General features: G+C 71.7%; 16 protein-coding genes and 1 pseudogene. 6 read left to right on the top strand and 11 right to left on the bottom strand.

Features of this window, described 5'->3' with window-relative positions:
• Positions 1 to 35: 35 nt before the first annotated feature.
• Complete coding sequence (locus CF165_RS37370; RefSeq protein ID WP_093952318.1) at positions 36 to 1,370, bottom strand: PucR family transcriptional regulator; 1,335 nt, start codon at positions 1,368 to 1,370, stop codon at positions 36 to 38.
• Positions 1,371 to 1,507: 137 nt separating this feature from the next.
• Between CF165_RS37370 and CF165_RS37365 the strand changes: the two genes are divergently transcribed.
• From CF165_RS37365 to pucD, 4 genes are read left to right on the top strand one after another with little or no spacing between them, the layout of a single operon-like run.
• Positions 1,508 to 2,371, top strand: a complete 864-nt coding sequence (locus CF165_RS37365) for an FAD binding domain-containing protein (protein ID WP_093952317.1) — start codon at positions 1,508 to 1,510, stop codon at positions 2,369 to 2,371.
• Positions 2,362 to 2,844 (top strand): (2Fe-2S)-binding protein, encoded by a 483-nt coding sequence (locus CF165_RS37360; protein WP_093952316.1) that lies wholly within the window; start codon positions 2,362 to 2,364, stop codon positions 2,842 to 2,844. Before CF165_RS37365 ends, CF165_RS37360 begins: the two co-directional genes overlap by 10 nt.
• The gene (locus tag CF165_RS37355) at positions 2,841 to 4,181 is read left to right on the top strand and encodes an 8-oxoguanine deaminase (RefSeq protein WP_093952315.1); all 1,341 of its coding nucleotides are present in this window, start codon (positions 2,841 to 2,843) and stop codon (positions 4,179 to 4,181) included. Before CF165_RS37360 ends, CF165_RS37355 begins: the two co-directional genes overlap by 4 nt.
• A complete protein-coding gene (gene pucD, locus CF165_RS37350) occupies positions 4,178 to 6,436 on the top strand; it encodes a xanthine dehydrogenase subunit D (RefSeq protein ID WP_093952314.1) in 2,259 nt (752 codons plus the stop codon). Before CF165_RS37355 ends, pucD begins: the two co-directional genes overlap by 4 nt.
• On the opposite strand, the gene CF165_RS37345 is transcribed toward pucD, so the two are convergent.
• From CF165_RS37345 to CF165_RS37320, 6 genes are all read right to left on the bottom strand, one after another.
• On the bottom strand, positions 6,423 to 8,006 hold the full coding sequence (locus CF165_RS37345) for a glycoside hydrolase family 27 protein (RefSeq protein WP_093952313.1): 1,584 nt from the start codon (positions 8,004 to 8,006) through the stop codon (positions 6,423 to 6,425). The two genes, pucD and CF165_RS37345, sit on opposite strands and share 14 nt — an antisense overlap.
• Positions 8,007 to 8,126: 120 nt before the next feature.
• Positions 8,127 to 8,711 carry a TetR/AcrR family transcriptional regulator gene (locus CF165_RS37340; RefSeq protein ID WP_439098537.1) on the bottom strand — a complete coding sequence of 195 codons (585 nt, stop codon included), beginning with the start codon at positions 8,709 to 8,711 and terminating at the stop codon, positions 8,127 to 8,129.
• Between the two features lie 44 nt (positions 8,712 to 8,755).
• Positions 8,756 to 9,637, bottom strand: a complete 882-nt coding sequence (gene pucL / locus CF165_RS37335; RefSeq protein WP_093952311.1) for a factor-independent urate hydroxylase — start codon at positions 9,635 to 9,637, stop codon at positions 8,756 to 8,758.
• 2 nt (positions 9,638 to 9,639) lie between these two features.
• Entirely contained in the window at positions 9,640 to 9,957 is a 318-nt protein-coding gene (uraH, locus tag CF165_RS37330) for a hydroxyisourate hydrolase (protein ID WP_093952310.1), read from the bottom strand.
• Entirely contained in the window at positions 9,954 to 10,403 is a 450-nt protein-coding gene (uraD, locus tag CF165_RS37325; RefSeq protein ID WP_093952320.1) for a 2-oxo-4-hydroxy-4-carboxy-5-ureidoimidazoline decarboxylase, read from the bottom strand. Before uraD ends, uraH begins: the two co-directional genes overlap by 4 nt.
• 55 nt (positions 10,404 to 10,458) lie before the next feature.
• Positions 10,459 to 10,935 carry a helix-turn-helix domain-containing protein gene (locus CF165_RS37320; protein WP_093952309.1) on the bottom strand — a complete coding sequence of 159 codons (477 nt, stop codon included), beginning with the start codon at positions 10,933 to 10,935 and terminating at the stop codon, positions 10,459 to 10,461.
• A 128-nt stretch (positions 10,936 to 11,063) separates the two neighbouring features.
• Between CF165_RS37320 and allB the strand changes: the two genes are divergently transcribed.
• Both allB and alc read left to right on the top strand, forming a co-directional pair.
• Positions 11,064 to 12,392, top strand: coding sequence for an allantoinase AllB (allB, locus tag CF165_RS37315; protein ID WP_093952308.1), 1,329 nt, complete (start codon positions 11,064 to 11,066; stop codon positions 12,390 to 12,392).
• A 1-nt stretch (position 12,393) separates the two neighbouring features.
• On the top strand, positions 12,394 to 13,407 hold the full coding sequence (gene alc, locus CF165_RS37310; protein WP_093952307.1) for an allantoicase: 1,014 nt from the start codon (positions 12,394 to 12,396) through the stop codon (positions 13,405 to 13,407).
• On the opposite strand, the gene CF165_RS51820 is transcribed toward alc, so the two are convergent.
• From CF165_RS51820 to CF165_RS37300, 4 genes and pseudogenes are all read right to left on the bottom strand, one after another.
• Positions 13,404 to 13,577 carry a hypothetical protein gene (locus CF165_RS51820; protein ID WP_020644432.1) on the bottom strand — a complete coding sequence of 58 codons (174 nt, stop codon included), beginning with the start codon at positions 13,575 to 13,577 and terminating at the stop codon, positions 13,404 to 13,406. The genes alc and CF165_RS51820 overlap by 4 nt on opposite strands.
• Positions 13,578 to 13,602: 25 nt before the next feature.
• Positions 13,603 to 13,752 carry a hypothetical protein gene (locus CF165_RS53695; protein WP_338023557.1) on the bottom strand — a complete coding sequence of 50 codons (150 nt, stop codon included), beginning with the start codon at positions 13,750 to 13,752 and terminating at the stop codon, positions 13,603 to 13,605.
• Positions 13,753 to 13,879: 127 nt separating this feature from the next.
• A pseudogene (locus CF165_RS53690) lies at positions 13,880 to 14,353 on the bottom strand (MBL fold metallo-hydrolase); the annotation flags it as partial.
• Between the two features lie 43 nt (positions 14,354 to 14,396).
• A complete protein-coding gene (locus CF165_RS37300) occupies positions 14,397 to 15,560 on the bottom strand; it encodes a trypsin-like serine protease (protein WP_093952306.1) in 1,164 nt (387 codons plus the stop codon).
• Positions 15,561 to 15,733: the final 173 nt, after the last annotated feature.

Here is a 15,733-nt window from a genome sequence, read left to right as displayed (position 1 = left end):
CTCATTCCTGTCGTCCGACGACAGGAATGAGTCATTCACTCCACGTCGCCGGCGCGGAGGGCGAGGTAGACGTCGAGCTGGTCGGTGAACTCGGCCAGGTCCGCGCCCAGCAGCTCGCTCGCCCGGCCGATGCGGTAGCGCAGCGTGTTGACGTGGACGTGCAGGGCCTTCGCCGCCCGGGTCGGCGAGCCCGAGCACTCGAGGAACACCCGGACCGTGTGCACCAGGTCCGTGTGCTGCTCGGCGTCGTAGTCCAGGAGCGGCCCGAGCACCCGGCGGCGCAGCGCGGCGCGCAGCCCGTCCGGGGCGCCGGCCAGCAGCAGCCGGTGCGCGGCCACCTCGCCGGCCTCGACGACCGCGACGCGGCCCGCGCGCCGGGCCGCTGCTTCCAGGGCGTACCGCGCGATCTCCCGGCCCTCGGCCCGCGGCGCGGGATCGCTGACGCCGCAAAGGATCCGCTTCGCCCGCAGCAACGGTTCCGCAGTGGACAGTTCGGCCGCCGCCGAGTCCGGCCACCGCCCGGTCGCCGCATACGACGTGTCCCCGGTGGACTCGAACAGGGTTGCTCCGGGGAGCAGCTCCCGCAGGACGTCCCGGCTCTCGTCGCTGTCTTCGGTCCGCAACGCGACAACGCACACCTCGTCCGGCAACGAAGCCTCGGGCCGCGAAGCGCGCGCTCGCGTGACCCCGACGAGCCCCGCGACCTCCTCCGCCAGTTCGGCCTGCGCGGTGCTCAGGGGCCCGCCGATGGCGATCAGCCACGGCACCGCGTGCCGCCCTTCGACCTGAACCATCGTCAGCGGCCCGGACTCGCCGGCCGCGTACCGGTGGACGACGTCCTCGGCCGGCAGTGGCAGCGGGGACGCCCCGGCGACCACCCGGCCGAACGCCGACAGCACCCAGCACGGCAGCCCGAGCTCCGCCGAAGCCCGCTCCAGCAGCGTCTCGACCGGCGCCTCCGCGGCGGCCTGCAAACGTTTGCGTGCGCCGTCGGACGCGGCCGCCAGCGCCAGCACCACCTGCTCGGTGATCACCGAGAACGACAGGTCGGCGGGCACTTCCAGCAGCGGGATGCGGTGCCGCGCGCAGGCCGAGACCACGTCGTCCGGGATGCCACCCGAGTCGGCGCCGGACGCGGCCAGCGCCGCCGCGCCCGACCGGGCCAGTGCGGCCACGAACGGCTCGGCGTCACCCGGTTCGCGCCACCAGAGCAGGCCGGAAAGCACCAGTTCACCGGCCGAGAGGTACCGTCCGGGGTCGGGCAGCTCCGTGACGTAGATGCGGGTCACCGTCCGGTCGAGCAGCTCGGCCCCGGCCCGCGGGCGCAGCCGCAGCCCCGGCAGGCCCAGGAGAGTTTTCACGGTCGTCATCAGGCTTGTAGGAAAGCACAAACGCCGCCGGTTTCGCTCCGGTGCGTTTCATGCGTGGCGCCGTTGCCGCCCGGCCGTGATCCGTCGTCTACTGGTCTATCGCCCCCACGAAGGAGCGCCGTCGTTAAGGAGCAACAGTGGAGTTCCTGCGTCCCGTGACGCTCGCCGAGGCCCTGGCGCTCAAGGCCGGGCGGCCGGACGCGGTGCCGATCGCCGGCGGCACCGACGTCATGGTCGAGCTCAACTTCGACCACCGGCGGCCCGACGCCCTCCTGGACCTGACGCGGGTCCCCGAGCTGGCGGAGTGGTCCACATCGGACGGCACGGTCCGGCTCGGCGCCGGCGTCCCGTACAGCCGGGTCATCACTGAACTGGGTGAATCCATCCCCGCGCTGGCCATGGCGTCCCGCACGGTCGGATCGCCGCAGATCCGCAACCGCGGCACGGTCGGCGGCAACCTCGGCGCCGCCTCGCCCGCCGGCGACACCCACCCGGTGCTGCTCGCCTTGGACGCCCGGATCGAGGCCGCCTCCGTCCGGGGGACCCGGCTCCTCCGCGCGGAGGATTTCTACGTCGGCGTGAAACGCCACGCGCTCGCCCCGGACGAGCTGATCACCGCCGTCCACCTGCCCGCGCACGCCGGGCCGCAGCAGTTCGCCAAGGTCGGGACGCGCAACGCGATGGTCATCGCGGTCTGCTCCTTCGCCCTCGCCCTTCGCGACGGCAAGGTGGGCGCGGCGATCGGGTCCGCCGCCCCGACCCCGCGCCGGGCACGGGCGGCGGAGGAGTTCCTGGCGGCCGAGCTGCCGTGGACGTCGTCCGAGCCGTTGCCGGACTCGCTGAAACGCCGCTTCGGCGACCTGGTGGGTGAAGCCGCGTCGCCGATCGACGACGTCCGGGGGAGCGCGGCGTATCGGAAGCACGCACTCGGGGTACTCGCGCGGCGGACGTTGACCTGGGCCTGGGAAGAACACCGGACGGGGGAGCGCGCATGCGCCTGAATGTCACGATCAACGGCGAGGACCGGCAGGCGGACGACGTCTGGGAAGGCGAAAGCCTCCTCTACGTCCTGCGGGAACGACTCGGCCTGCCGGGCTCGAAGAACGCCTGTGAACAGGGCGAATGCGGGTCCTGCACGGTCTACCTCGACGACGTCCCGGTGTGCGCCTGCCTGGTCGCGGCCGGGCAGGCCGAGGGCCGCGCGGTGCGCACGGTCGAGGGGCTGGCCGACGGCGACACGCTCGACCCGGTCCAGCAGTCCTTTGTGGACGCGGGGGCCGTGCAGTGCGGCTTCTGCACGCCGGGGCTGGTCGTCGCCGCACACGACCTGCTCGACCGCGTCCCCGATCCGAGTGACGAGGAGATCCGCGAGGCACTGGCCGGCAACCTCTGCCGGTGCACCGGTTACGAGAAGATCCTCGACGCGGTGCGCGCGGTGGCGAGGGGTCCTCTCGGAAAGGACACAGTCGCATGAGGACGCTCATCGCCAACGCGGCGATCGCCACGGTCAGCGGCGAGGAGTACGCGAGCGGGCACGTCGTCGTCGAGAACGACCGGATCGCCGAAGTCGGCGAAGGCGTCTACACCGGCGAGTTCGACGAGCGCGTCGAGGCCGAAGGCTGCCTGATCACACCGGGCCTGATCAACACCCACCACCACCTCTACCAGTGGGCCACCCGCGGGATGGCCGCCGACCACACGCTCTTCGAGTGGCTGGTCGCGCTCTACCCGGTCTGGGGCCGGCTCGACGCCGAGATCACGCACGCCGCCGGCACCGCCGGGATGGCCCGGCTGGCACTGACCGGCTGCACGACCGTCGCCGACCACCACTACGTCTTCCCGCGCGACGGCGGTGACCAGGTCGAGGCGCTGGTCGCGGCCCGCCAGCGGATCGGCGTCCGGCTGCACGTCGTGCGCGGGTCGATGGACCGCGGCGAGTCCGACGGCGGCCTGCCGCCGGACAACCTCGTCGAGCCGACCGAGGACGCGCTGACCGGCACGGAGGCGGCGATCGACCGCTTCCACGACTCTTCCGCGGAAGCCCACCTGCAGATCGCCGCGGGTCCCTGCTCGCCGTTCTCGGTCACCGAGCGGCTGATGTCCGGGGCGGCCGAGCTGGCCCGCCGCAAGGGCGTCCGCCTGCACACCCACCTCGCGGAGACCGTCGACGAAGAGCGGCAGTGCCTCGCCGAGGTCGGCTGCACGCCCGCCGAGTACGCGGACAAGCTCGGCTGGCTCGCCGACGACGTCTGGCTCGCCCACACCATCCACCTCGCGCCCGAGGCGATCCGCCGCTTCGGCGCGACCGGCACCGGGTCGGCGCACTGCCCGACGTCCAACGGCCGCATCGGCGCCGGCATCGCCCCGGTCCGCGACCTCCTCGACGCGGGTGTGCCGGTCGGCCTGGGCGCCGACGGCGCCGCGTCCAACGAGTCCGGCGGCCTGGGCGAGGAACTGCACCAGGCATTGCTGCAGGCCCGCCAGCGCGGCGGGCCTCGCGGCCTGACCACGCGCGAAGCGCTGTGGATGGGCACGATGGGCGGCGCCCGCTGCCTCGGCCGCGGCGACGACCTGGGCTCGATCGAGCCCGGGAAGCTCGCCGACCTCGCCGTCTGGGACCTGACCGGGCTGAACTACGCCGGCATCACCGACCCGGTCGCGGCGCTGGTCCTCGGCACCACGCCGCCGCTGCGGCGCCTGTTCGTCGGCGGCAAGGCCGTCGTCGAGGACGGCACGCTGCGCGAAGCCGACGAGTCCGCGATCGCCCGCGAGCTGGCCGCCGCGAGCGCCCGGCTGAGGGAGGGCAGATGACCACTTCAGTCACCACCACACCGACGGCCAACGGCGTCGGCGCTTCGCCGCGCCGGCCCGACGGCACGGTGAAGGTCCGCGGCGAGTTCGCCTACTCCTCGGACCTGTGGCACGAGGACATGCTGTGGGGTGCGACCCTGCGCAGCCCGCACCCGTACGCCCGGATCACCGGGATCGACATCGCGGAAGCCCTGGCGGTGCCCGGCGTCTACGCGGTGCTGACGCACGAGGACGTCCCCGGCGTCAACCGCTACGGCCTCGAGCACGCCGACCAGCCGGTGCTCGCGGACGACGTCGTCCGGTACCAGGGTGAGCCGGTGGCGCTGGTCGCCGCCGACCACCCGGAGACCGCGCGCCGCGCGATGAAGCGGATCGTCGTCTCCTACGAAGAGCTGGAGCCGGTGACGGACTCCGAAGCGGCTGTCGCGGGCGAAGGCCCTTCGCTGCACGAAGGCGGCAACGTCGTCCGGCACGTGAAGATCCGCCGAGGCTCGCAGGACGTCTCCGCCGATGTCGTCGTCTCCGGCGTCTACGAGGTCGGCATGCAGGACCAGGCCTTCCTCGGCCCGGAGTCCGGGCTCGCCGTGCCGGACACCGAAGGCGGCGTCGACCTGTACGTCGCGACGCAGTGGCTGCACGTGGACCAGCAGCAGATCGTCGCCGCTCTGGGGTTGCCGGTCGAGAAGGTGCGGCTGACCCTCGGCGGCGTCGGCGGGGCGTTCGGAGGTCGCGAAGACCTGTCGATCCAGGTGCACGCGTGCCTGCTGGCCCTGCACACCGGAAAGCCGGTCAAGATGGTCTACAACCGCGAAGAGTCCTTCTACGGCCACGTCCACCGCCACCCGGCGAAGATGTACTACGAGCACGGCGCCACTCAGGACGGCCGTCTCGTGTACGTGAAGACGCGGCTGTACCTCGACGGAGGCGCGTACGCGTCTTCGACGGGCGCGGTGGTGGCGAACGCCGCGACCCTGGGCGTCGGACCGTATGCAGTAGACAGTATTTCGGTGGACTGCTGGGGTGTGTATACAAACAACCCGCCGTGTGGTGCGATGCGCGGATTCGGTGCGGTGCAGGCGGCCTTCGGCTACGAGTCGCAAATGGACAAGCTGGCGGTCGCCTGTGGACTGGATCCTGTCGACATCCGCGTCCGCAACGCGATGAGCGAAGGCGACCTCATGCCGACCGGCCAGGTCGTCGACGCGGAAGCGCCGGTCGCCGAGCTGCTGACCCGCGTGCGGGAGATGCCGATGCCCCCGGAGCGGCCGTTCGACCTGCGGCACATGCCGGGCGGCGTGTCCAACACGACGCACGGCGAAGGCGTCGTCCGCGGCGTCGGGTACGCCGTCGGGATCAAGAACGTCTGCTTCTCCGAAGGCTTCGACGACTACTCGACCGCGCGGGTGCGGCTGCAGCTGGTCGGCGGGGAGCCGGCGGCGACCGTGCACACCGCGGCCTGCGAGGTCGGCCAGGGCCTGGTGACGATCATGCAGCAGATCGTGCGCACCGAGCTGGGCGTCGAGCAGGTGACGATCCTGCCGATGGACACCTCGATCGGCAACGGCGGCTCGACGTCGGCGTCGCGTCAGACCTACGTCACCGGCGGTGCCGTGCGGGCCGCGTGCGCGGCGGTGCGGGCCCGGCTGCTGGCCCGGTTCGACCAGCGGGTGCGCGTCGTCGGCGGCAAGCTCGTCGCGGCCGACGGCCGGGTGCTCGCCGACCTGGTGGACGTCCTCGGCGACGACGTCCACGACGAGACCGTGGAGTGGCGGCACCGGCCGACGGTCCCGATCGATCCCGAGACGGGGCAGGGGAACGCGCACGTGCAGTACGCGTTCGCCGCGCACCGGGCCGTCGTCGACGTGGACACGGAACTGGGCCTGGTGAAGGTGGTCGCGCTGGACTGCGCCCAGGACGTCGGCAAGGCGCTGAACCCCCAGGCCGTGCTCGGCCAGATCCAGGGCGGCTCGGCGCAGGGCCTCGGGCTCGCGGTGATGGAGGAGATCCAGACCTCCGGCGGGAAGATCCGGAACCCCTCCTTCACCGACTACCTGATCCCGACGGTCCTCGACATGCCGCCGATGACCATCGACGTCCTCGAACGCCCCGATCCGCACGCGCCGTACGGCCTGCGCGGGGTCGGCGAGCCTCCGACGATCTCGTCGACCCCGGCGATCGTGGCCGCGATCCGCGCCGCGACCGGGCTCGCGCTCACCCGCGTCCCGGTCCGGCCGGAGCACCTCACGGGGACTTGAGGCTCCAGTTCTGGTTGGCGTCGTCGTTGCAGCCCCACAGTTCGAGCTGGACGCCGTTGACGTTGCCGGCGGGCTTGTCGCCGCCGGTGACGTCGACGCACAGGCCGGACTGCGTGCCGGTGATCGAGCCGTCGGGGTTGAGCTTGAACTGCTGGTTCGCGCCGCCGTGACAGGTCCAGGCGATGAGCTTGGTCCCGGCCGCGGTGCCGCCTTCGCTGGCGTCGAGGCAGAGGCCGTTCGCCTTCAGCTCACCGGCGCCGGTGAAGGTCCACGACTGGTTCGCGCCGCCGTCGCAGTCCCAGATGTCGACCTTGGTGCCGGGGGTCGTCGAACCGCCGTTGACGTCGATGCAGCGCGAGGACGACGCGCCCTGGAGCGGGTGCGCGGTGCCGATGCTGCTGCCCGATCCGGGGGTGACGCGGTAGATCACCGTGCTGTGTGACGGGACGTCGGCGCTGATCGTGCCGGTGCTGGTGGTGAGCTCCTTCGACCACAGGTTGGTCAGCCGGTAGCTCGACGCGGCGGGCAGCCCGGCCGCGGCGGCCGTGGTCGAGACGGTTTTGGTGCTGCCGTTCTCGTTGAACAGCACGACGGCGACGTCCCCGTTCTGCAGCGGCTTCGCCAGGACGTCCAGGCCGCCGCCGGTCGCGATGCGCCGGGCCTGCTTGCCGAGCGGGTCCTGGTCGACGGCGATGACGTCACCGTTGAGGTAGGTCGAGAAGGTGGCGACGCTCGCGGAGCGCAGGTCGGCGCCCGCGATCAGCGGCGCGGCCATCGCGGCCCAGAGCGTGAAGTGGGCGCGGTCTTCCTGGAAGTCCATGCCGTCGCCGACTTCGAGCATGTCGGGGTCGTTCCAGGCGCCCGGCTTCGCGGCCGACGCGAGCCCGACGTTCTGGTGGTAGATCGAGTCGATGCTCCCCCAGTTGTTGGTGATGTCGCCGGTGGTGCGCCAGAGGTTGCCGACGTCCGGCGCCCAGGTCGACGGCGCGAAGTTCCCCCACTCGCAGATGCTGTAGGCGATCGGGCGGCCGGTCGCCTTCAGCGCGTCGCGCATCGCGGAGTAGCGGCGGACGTAGTCCTGCTGGGTCTCGTTGGCGGGGCTGCCGCAGTTGTCGTACTTGAGGTAGTCGACGCCCCAGCTCGCGAAGCTGTTCGCGTCGGCCTGCTCGTGGCCGAGGCTGCCCGGGTAGTGCTGGCAGGTTTCGCTGCCCGCGCTTTCGTAGATCCCGAACTTCATGCCGCGCGCGTGGATGTAGTCGCCGAGGGCCTTGAGGCCGCTGGGGAACTTCGCGGGATCGGCGACGAGGTTGCCGAGCTCGCCCCGGGATTTCGTCATCCAGCAGTCGTCGAGGTTGACGTAGGTGTAGCCGCGGTCGCGCATCCCGGAGCTGACCATGAGGTCGGTGGTCTGCTTGACGAGCGTCTCGTTGATGTTGCACTCGAAGGTGTTCCAGGTGTTCCAGCCCATCGGCGGTGTCCGGGCGAGGCCGTTCTCGAGGGCCTGGGCGGGCGGGCTGGTGATCGCGGCGGCGGCGATGGCGGTGGCGAAGACGGCGAGGACTCGGCGCATGGCGGCTCCAACCGGACGGCGGTGTGAGGCGGGAGGACTAGACCATTTCTCGCTGCGCAGCATCTGTGTCGGATGCTGCGCGGTCAAGCGCCATCTTGGGGATTCGTGTTGGATTACCGACTAAAGTTGTGCGTTCTCGTTGAGAAGCCGGCGTGCGACGTCGACGGTCGCCGCGCCCGCGACGGCCATCGCTTCGGTCTCCCGCAGCGAGCGGCAGAGCACGAAGGCGCCTTCGAGGTTGTTCACGGCGGTGATGGTCAGCGTCCGGGCGGCCTCCTTTTCGAGGCCGAAGCGCATGAACTTCCCGGTCCCGGCGTCGATCCACGCGGTGAAGACGTCGGCGGTGGCCTTCCGCAGCGGCTCGTTGGTGGCGGCGACCTCGAGAGCGACGGTGGCGATCGGGCAGCCTTCGACGTAGTCGGTCGCCTCGAGGGTGGCGATCCCGGCGGCGAAGAAGGCTTCGATGCCGCTGACGAGGTCTTCCGCCGGGGCGATGAAGAGGTCGAACAGGGCGATGTAGGCGAGGCCGGACGTCCGGACGACCTCCTCGCCGAGCTGTTCCTTGCCGCCGGGGAAGAAGTGGTACAGCGACCCGAAGGGGGCGTTGGCCTCGCTGACGATCTGCTTCAGCCCGGTGCCGGCGTAGCCGTTGCGCCGGAACAGCTCGGCTCCGGCGGCCATGATGCGGTCCTTGGTCCCTGCCACCCGTCCGATAATAGAGCGTTCTATCAAGCAGCGTTCTCTCAAGCTCAGTGGAGGTCCCAGGCCGGGCCGGGGTCCTCGGCGTCGTCGCGCAGGACCGTTCCCTCGATCAAGCCGTACGGCCGGTCCGCGGCGTAGAACACCTCGTTCTCGTTCTTCAGCCCGAACGGGCTCAGGTCCACCAGGAAGTGGTGCTTGTTCGGCAGCGACAACCGCACCTCGGCCACCTCCGGCCGCGCCTCGAGCACCGCCGCGCCCATCGCGTACAGCGTCTGCTGCAGCGAAAGGCTGTGCTTCGTCGCGAACGTCTCCAGCAGCAGCCGCCGGATTTCGGCGTGCGACTCCGCCCAGCCGACGTCCTCGCCCTGGTAGCGCCACCGCGCCGTGACGGCGGTGGCGAGGATCCGGTCCTCGGTCTCGGCGAGGGTCGTGTACTGGTCCCGGGGGAAGCTGTGGAATTCCGAGCCGGTCGACTTCAGCAGGGTCAGGCCGTCGATCCCGGACACCACCCACGCGCGGCCGTCCTGGATCGTCACCGCTGTCGTGCGGCGCTCGTCGCCCGCGCGGCTGAACGCGTGGTCGTGCGGCTCGCCCGCCACCGGGATCCGGTTCCAGCCGTGCTCGTCGATCTTGACGCGGGCGCCGGTGATGTTCTCCTGCGTGCCGACGAAGTGCCGGGCCAGGCGCAGGCCGAAGTCCTCGATCTCGCCGACGGGCGCTTCCTTCGCGAAGGCGTAGACGGTGTTCTTCTGCGTGTCCGTCGCCAGCACGCCGGCGTTGTCGCCGGTCAGGTGCGTCGCGGCCAGCTCGCCGCGCAGCGACGTCGACACGGTCAGGTCCTTCAGGTGGTGCACCGGGCCGTCGCGGCGCACCGTCACCAGGCGGACCTCCGCCTTGCCGTACTGGTTGGGGCCCAGGGTGATGGCCACGGTCAGCTCCCTCGGTAGGTCGAATAGGCGAACGGGCTGAGCAGGAGCGGCACGTGGTGGTGCGCGGTCCCGTCGGTGATCCGGAAAGCCAGCGCGACCTCCGGGAAGAACGCGTCCGGGCCCAGGTAGGCGCCGGTGTCGAAGACCAGCCGGTAGCCGCCGGGGGCCAGGGTTTCGGGGCCGAGGTCGCGGACGCGGCCGTCGTCGTCGGTGCGGCCTTCGGCGATCGGCTCGCCGGCGGCGGTCTCGAAGCGGACGGCGATCCCCTTCGCGGGGCGTCCGGCCGCCGTGTCGAGCACGTGGGTGGTCACCAGGCTCACGCCGTCACCGCCTTGGCCAGCCGCAGTTCGGCGATCTTCAGCAGCTCGCGCCCCGCGACGGCCAGCTCGGTCGCCGGGTCGTTGTCCAGCCGCTCACGCAGGATCTTCAGCAGCTCGTCGCCGCCGCGGCCGCTCGCGCAGACCAGGTAGACGTGCCCGAACTTGGCTTCGTACTCGGCGTTCGCCGCGGCGAACGCATCCGCATTGTCCACACCGGACTGTTCCGACCGCGCCCAGCCGCTCGCCGGCTTTTCGCCGATCCGCGGGTGCGCGGCCATCGCCTGCCGGATCTCCGCACTGCTCAGGGGCAGGTCGGCGGCGGCCTTCAACGCGTCGACATCGGCGTACGGGCGCCCGGCCAGCACGGTGTCGACCCAGCGCGGGACGGCGAGGCATTCCGTCAGCAGTGCGCGGACGTCGGTGGTGTTGAAGTCGGTGAGCAGCACGGGCTGACCGTACGTCGGCACCGGAGTTCCGTCAACATTTTGTTGAAAGTCCTGGTCAGTCGGCTTCCCGGTTGAGGTAGTTGTAGACGGTGAACCGCGTGACCCCCAGCGCGTCGGCCACCGACGACACCGATTTCCGCAGGCCGAAGGCGCCGCGTTCGCGCAGCAGCCGCACCGCCCGCTGCTTGCCCGCGCGGTCGAGTTCGCCCAGCTTGGCGCCCAGTTCCCGTTCGACGTCGGCGATGAGCCGGGCCAGCGCGTCGTTCAGCTCGACGACGGGCGCGCTCCCCGGCTCGTCGGCCCGGCGCAGCTGCAGCGTGACCCGCGTGGCGCCGCTCTCCAAGGCCGCCTTCGCGATCGCCGGGAGGGCTTCGAGCAGCTCCTTCGCCTCGCCGCGGGCCAGGGTGCCGAGCGGGCCGAAATCGGTGTCCAGACCGGCTTCCGTGGCGGCGTCGCGCGCGGCGACGGCGTGCTCGGGCGGCGAACCTTCGCCGTGGAACGGTTCGCTGGTGAACTCCGCTTCAAGCCGCACAAGGATGACCGTAACGCGCGATGTCTGTCGTTGACGAGCGGCGCGCGCCGTGGTTACTGTCGTTGTGCGAAACCGTCTTTCCGGTCTGTGAAATCGGCGGTGTCATTCCTCCCGACGAAGGGTTTCGGATGGATCTTGTGGTGCGCGCCGCCCGGGCCGTGACGGCCGAGGGCGAGGTCCCGGCGACCGTCGGCGTCGACGGTGGCCGGATCGTCGCGGTCGAACCCGGCGGGGCCCGGCTGTCCGGGGACCGTGTCGTCGATCTCGGCGACGACGTCGTGCTGCTGCCCGGGCTCGTCGACACGCACGTCCACGTCAATGATCCCGGCCGCGCCGAGTGGGAAGGCTTCGAAACGGCGACCCGGGCGGCCGCGGCGGGCGGGGTGACCACGATCGTGGACATGCCGCTGAACAGCCTGCCGCCGACCGTCGACGTCGCGGCGCTCGAGGTCAAGCGCAAGGCGGCCGCCGGCCGGGTGCACGTCGACGTCGGCTTCTGGGGTGGTGCGATCCCCGGCAACGCCGGTGAGCTGCGCGGCCTGCACGAAGCCGGTGTGTTCGGCTTCAAGTGCTTCCTGCTGCACTCCGGCGTCGACGAGTTCCCGCCCCTCGACCCGGCCGGGCTGGACGAGGCGTTGCGGGAGCTGAGTTCCTTCGGCGCGCTGATGATCGTCCACGCCGAGGACGCGCACGAGATCGACGAAGCACCCGAGCCGCACGGCGGTCGCTATGTCGACTTTCTGCGGTCCCGGCCGCGGCAGGCGGAGAACCTCGCGATCTCGCACGTCATCGACGCGGCCCGCCGGAACGACGCCCGCGCGCACATCCTGCATCTGTCCTCTTCGGACGCTCTGCCGCTGATCGCGTCCGCGCGCCGGGAAGGCCTGGCCCTGACGGCGGAGACCTGCCCGCACTACCTCAGCTTCGTCGCCGAGGAGATCCGCGACGGCGCGACGCAGTTCAAGTGCTGCCCGCCGATCCGCGAGGCGGCCAACCGCGAGCTGCTCTGGCAGGGGCTCGCCGACGGCGTGATCGACACGATCGTCAGCGACCATTCGCCGTGCACACCGGAGCTGAAACGCTTCGACAGCGGCGACTTCGGCGAGGCCTGGGGCGGGATTTCGAGCCTGCAGCTCGGTCTCCCGGCGATCTGGACGCAGGCGCGGCAGCGCGGGTTCGCGCTCACCGACGTCGTCCGCTGGATGGCCGAGCACCCGGCCGCGCAGGCCGGGATGCGCCGCAAGGGGCACCTCGCGGCAGGCTACGACGCCGACTTCTGCGTGTTCGCGCCGGACGAGGCGTTCGTGGTCGACGTCGCGAAACTGAAGCACCGCAACCCGGTCAGCGCCTACGACCGCCGCCCGCTCGCCGGCGTCGTGCGCTCGACGTGGCTGCGGGGCACCGAAATCACCGGCGACGAGCCCCGCGGCGCGTTGCTGACCCGGGGAGAATGCTGAGATGGAGGCCGCCGTGTCCGACCGTCCCGAGTGGACAGAACTGCCCGACCTCGCGTCACGCCGCTTCGGCGGCACAGTCATGTGGGCGACCGACGAGCTGTTCGCCGAGAAGGAGAACCTCGTCAACCCCTGGGTGCCGGCGCACCGCGCCGAGACGTTCGGGCCCAAGGGCCAGGTCTACGACGGCTGGGAGACCCGCCGCCACCGCGAACCGGGCGACGACCAGGCGATCCTGCGGCTCGGGCTGGCCGGCACGGTCACCGGCGTCATCGTCGACACGGCGTTCTTCAAGGGGAACTGCCCGCCGTTCGTCTCGGTCGAGGCGACGTCGGTGCCGGGCTACCCGAGCGCCGCGGAGCTGCGGACGGCGGATTGGGACGTCCTGGTCGACCGCGCCCCGGCGGCCGGCCACACCGAGAACTTCTACACGGTCAACGGTTCCCGGCGGTACACGCACGTCCGGCTGACCCAGCACCCGGACGGCGGCGTCGCCCGCCTGCGCGTGCACGGCGCCCCGATCCCCGACCCGGACCTGCTCGACCTCGACGCGCTCGACCTGGCGGCGCTGGAGAACGGCGCGCTCGTCACCGGGTGCAGCAACCGGTTCTACTCCTCGCCGAACAACATCCTCTCGCCCGGCCTGGCCGCGCACCAGGCCGAAGGCTGGGAGACGGCCCGCCGCCGCGACGACGGCAACGACTGGGTGACGCTGCGCCTGGCCGGCGCGGGCATCGTCCGCTTCGTCGAGCTGGACACGAGCAACCTCAAGGGCAACGCGCCCGGCTGGGCGTCGGTCAGCGGCCGCGGTACCTACGGCGAGTGGGCCGACCTGCTGCCGAAGACGCGCCTGCAGCCGGACACGCGTCACCGTTTCGCGCTGAAGGACGGCCCGGAGATCACGGAAGCCCGCCTCGACATCTACCCGGACGGCGGGCTGGCGAGGCTGCGGCTGTTCGGCAGGCTCACCGAAGCGGGCCGCGCCAACCTCAAGGCAAGGTTCGCCAAGACGCGTTAGCCGGCGTCGGGGCGGTTGAGGTAGGCCGACGCCAGCGACAGGACGCACGCGCAGCCGACGATCGCGCTCACCCACCACGGCAGGCCGGCCACGATGCTCCAGACGAAGCCCGCCGCCGCCAGGACGGCGACGAGGATGTTCCGGAACTGCAGCGGGGTCGGTTTGGCCATGCCGCCAGCCTCTCACGACCCGGTCTCAGACGTCCGTGCGCTCCCCGGGTTCGAGCAGCACGAGCCGGCCGGCCAGACCGGCCGCCTCGAACTCCGCCCGCAGCACGTCCGCGCCTTCGCTGAAGTGGCCCCAGCCGCGGAAGTGCAGCGGGACGACCTTCGCCGCGCCGAGCACCTTGGCGGCTTCGACGGCGTCCGCGCTGGTCAGCGTCAGGGGAGCGCCGTCGAAGAGGGGGGGTGCGGGCCGCGCCGGCGAAGAGCACCGCGATGTCCACGCTGAACCGGGAAGCGATCTCCCGCACCAGGTCGACCGACGCGTTGTCGCCGCTGACGTACACCGTCGGCAGGCCGTCGCCGCCCAGCACGAACCCGGTGACCTCGCCGGCGAGCCGTTCGGCTCCTTCGGGCCCGTGCCGGGCCGGGACGGCGGTGACGGTCAGCGGCCCGACGCGCGTCTCTTCCCACGGCTTCACCCCGCGCGCGGTGCCGCCGAGCCGCGACGCCCCGCTGGGTGTCGTCAGCGTCAGCGGCACCTTCGCGAGGTACGCGCGACCGCGGTCGTCGAGGTTGTCGGGGTGCTGGTCATGGGACAGCAGGACGGCGTCCACCACCCCGGCCGAGGACTCGGTGAGCACCGAGTCCTCGGTCTTGACCAACACACGCTCGCCGACCGGGTGGTCGCCGGGCGGGTCGAAGGTCGGGTCGGTGAGCAGCCGGACGCCGCCCAGCTCCAGGAGGGCGGTCGGGCCGCCGGACAAGGTGATCCCCAAGGTCATGCCCGGACCAACGGCGCGACCGGCCGTTCTCTTCCTTACCCGGTCAGTTGAGGATCCAGCGCTGGTTGGCCTGGTTCGTCGTCCAGCACTGCCAGGCGTTGATCGCGGGGTGCGGCTGGCCGTTCGTGTAGTCCTGGTCGAGGCACTGCCCGCTGAGCTTGTTGACCAGCGTCACGGTGCCGTCCTCGTAGTGCGGCTGGACGGTCCACTGCTGGTTGCCCGTGAGCGGGGTCCAGCACTGCCACGCGTTGACGGTGGGGTGCGGCTGGCCACCTGTGTAGTCCTGGTCGAGGCATTTGCCCGAAAGCGAGTTCACGATCTGGACGGTGTCGCGGGCGGTCCAGACGGCCGTCCACTTCTGGTTGTCCGAGGTCGGGGTCCAGCACTGCCACGCGTTGACCGTGGGGTGTTCCTGGCCGTCGGTCCAGGCCTGGTCGAGGCACTGCCCACTGGCCTTGCCGACGATCGACGCGGCGACCGGGGCGGTCACCTGGCTCACCCACGCGCCGAGGTCGTCGACGCGGGTCTCCGTGGTGCCCTGGCGCGTCTCGGTCGAGGCGTAGCAGCCGTGCTGCCACGACCGCGCGTTGATGGCGGCCAGCTCGACCTGTGTGCCGTTCTCCCGCAGCGCCGGGCCGCCGGCGTCGCCCATGCACGTGGTGGCGTCGCCGGTGACCGCGGTGACGGCCAGCGTCGAGCCGTTGATGCCGCTCACGGTGAACGACGCCGTGCTCAGCCGGTCCGGCACCCACTTGTCGGCGGTGCGGCCGTAGCCGCCGAGCCGGAGGACGTCCCCGGCCGCCGGGGCGCGGGTGGCCAGCGGGACGGGATCGATGTCGACGATCGGCAGGGCCAGCTTGGCCAGCACCGCGTCGCGGTCGGTGGCGGGCACCAGGGTGGTGATCTTGACGGTGTGCCCGGCGGTGCCGGTCAGGTCGGCGCGGCCGACGGTCGCCGTGTAGGGCGTCGCGGGCGGCCCGGCGGGCAGCGGCGCGGGGCCGAAGCACGCGGCCGCGGTGAGGACCCACTGCGGGGCGACCAGCGCGCCGGTGCAGCCGTGGGCCCCGCTGATCTGGGCGGTGAAGGCGTAGGTGCCGTCGGCGGCGGGGGTGCCGCCGGTGATGGCGTCGGCGGCGGGGGCGGTCAGCAGGCCGGCGGCCGTCAGCGCGGCCAGGACCGCACCCGCCTTCCGGAGTGAGCGTGGCATCGAAACTCCCTCAGTGACGTGTCTTCGGACGAACTGGGGGTTTCCGATGCCCGGGCACACCGCCGCGCGCGAAAATGCGCGGCGATCGACTGCCGTGCCCCTTTTTCCTCCCCTGATTACTCCATTCGACCCATTCCGTACCCCAGGCGACGAAAACGCCGGTTCCTTTGCGG

The organism is Amycolatopsis vastitatis, assembly GCF_002234595.1.
Taxonomy (GTDB): domain Bacteria; phylum Actinomycetota; class Actinomycetes; order Mycobacteriales; family Pseudonocardiaceae; genus Amycolatopsis; species Amycolatopsis vastitatis.
This window is presented reverse-complemented; position numbering and strand designations above follow the sequence as displayed.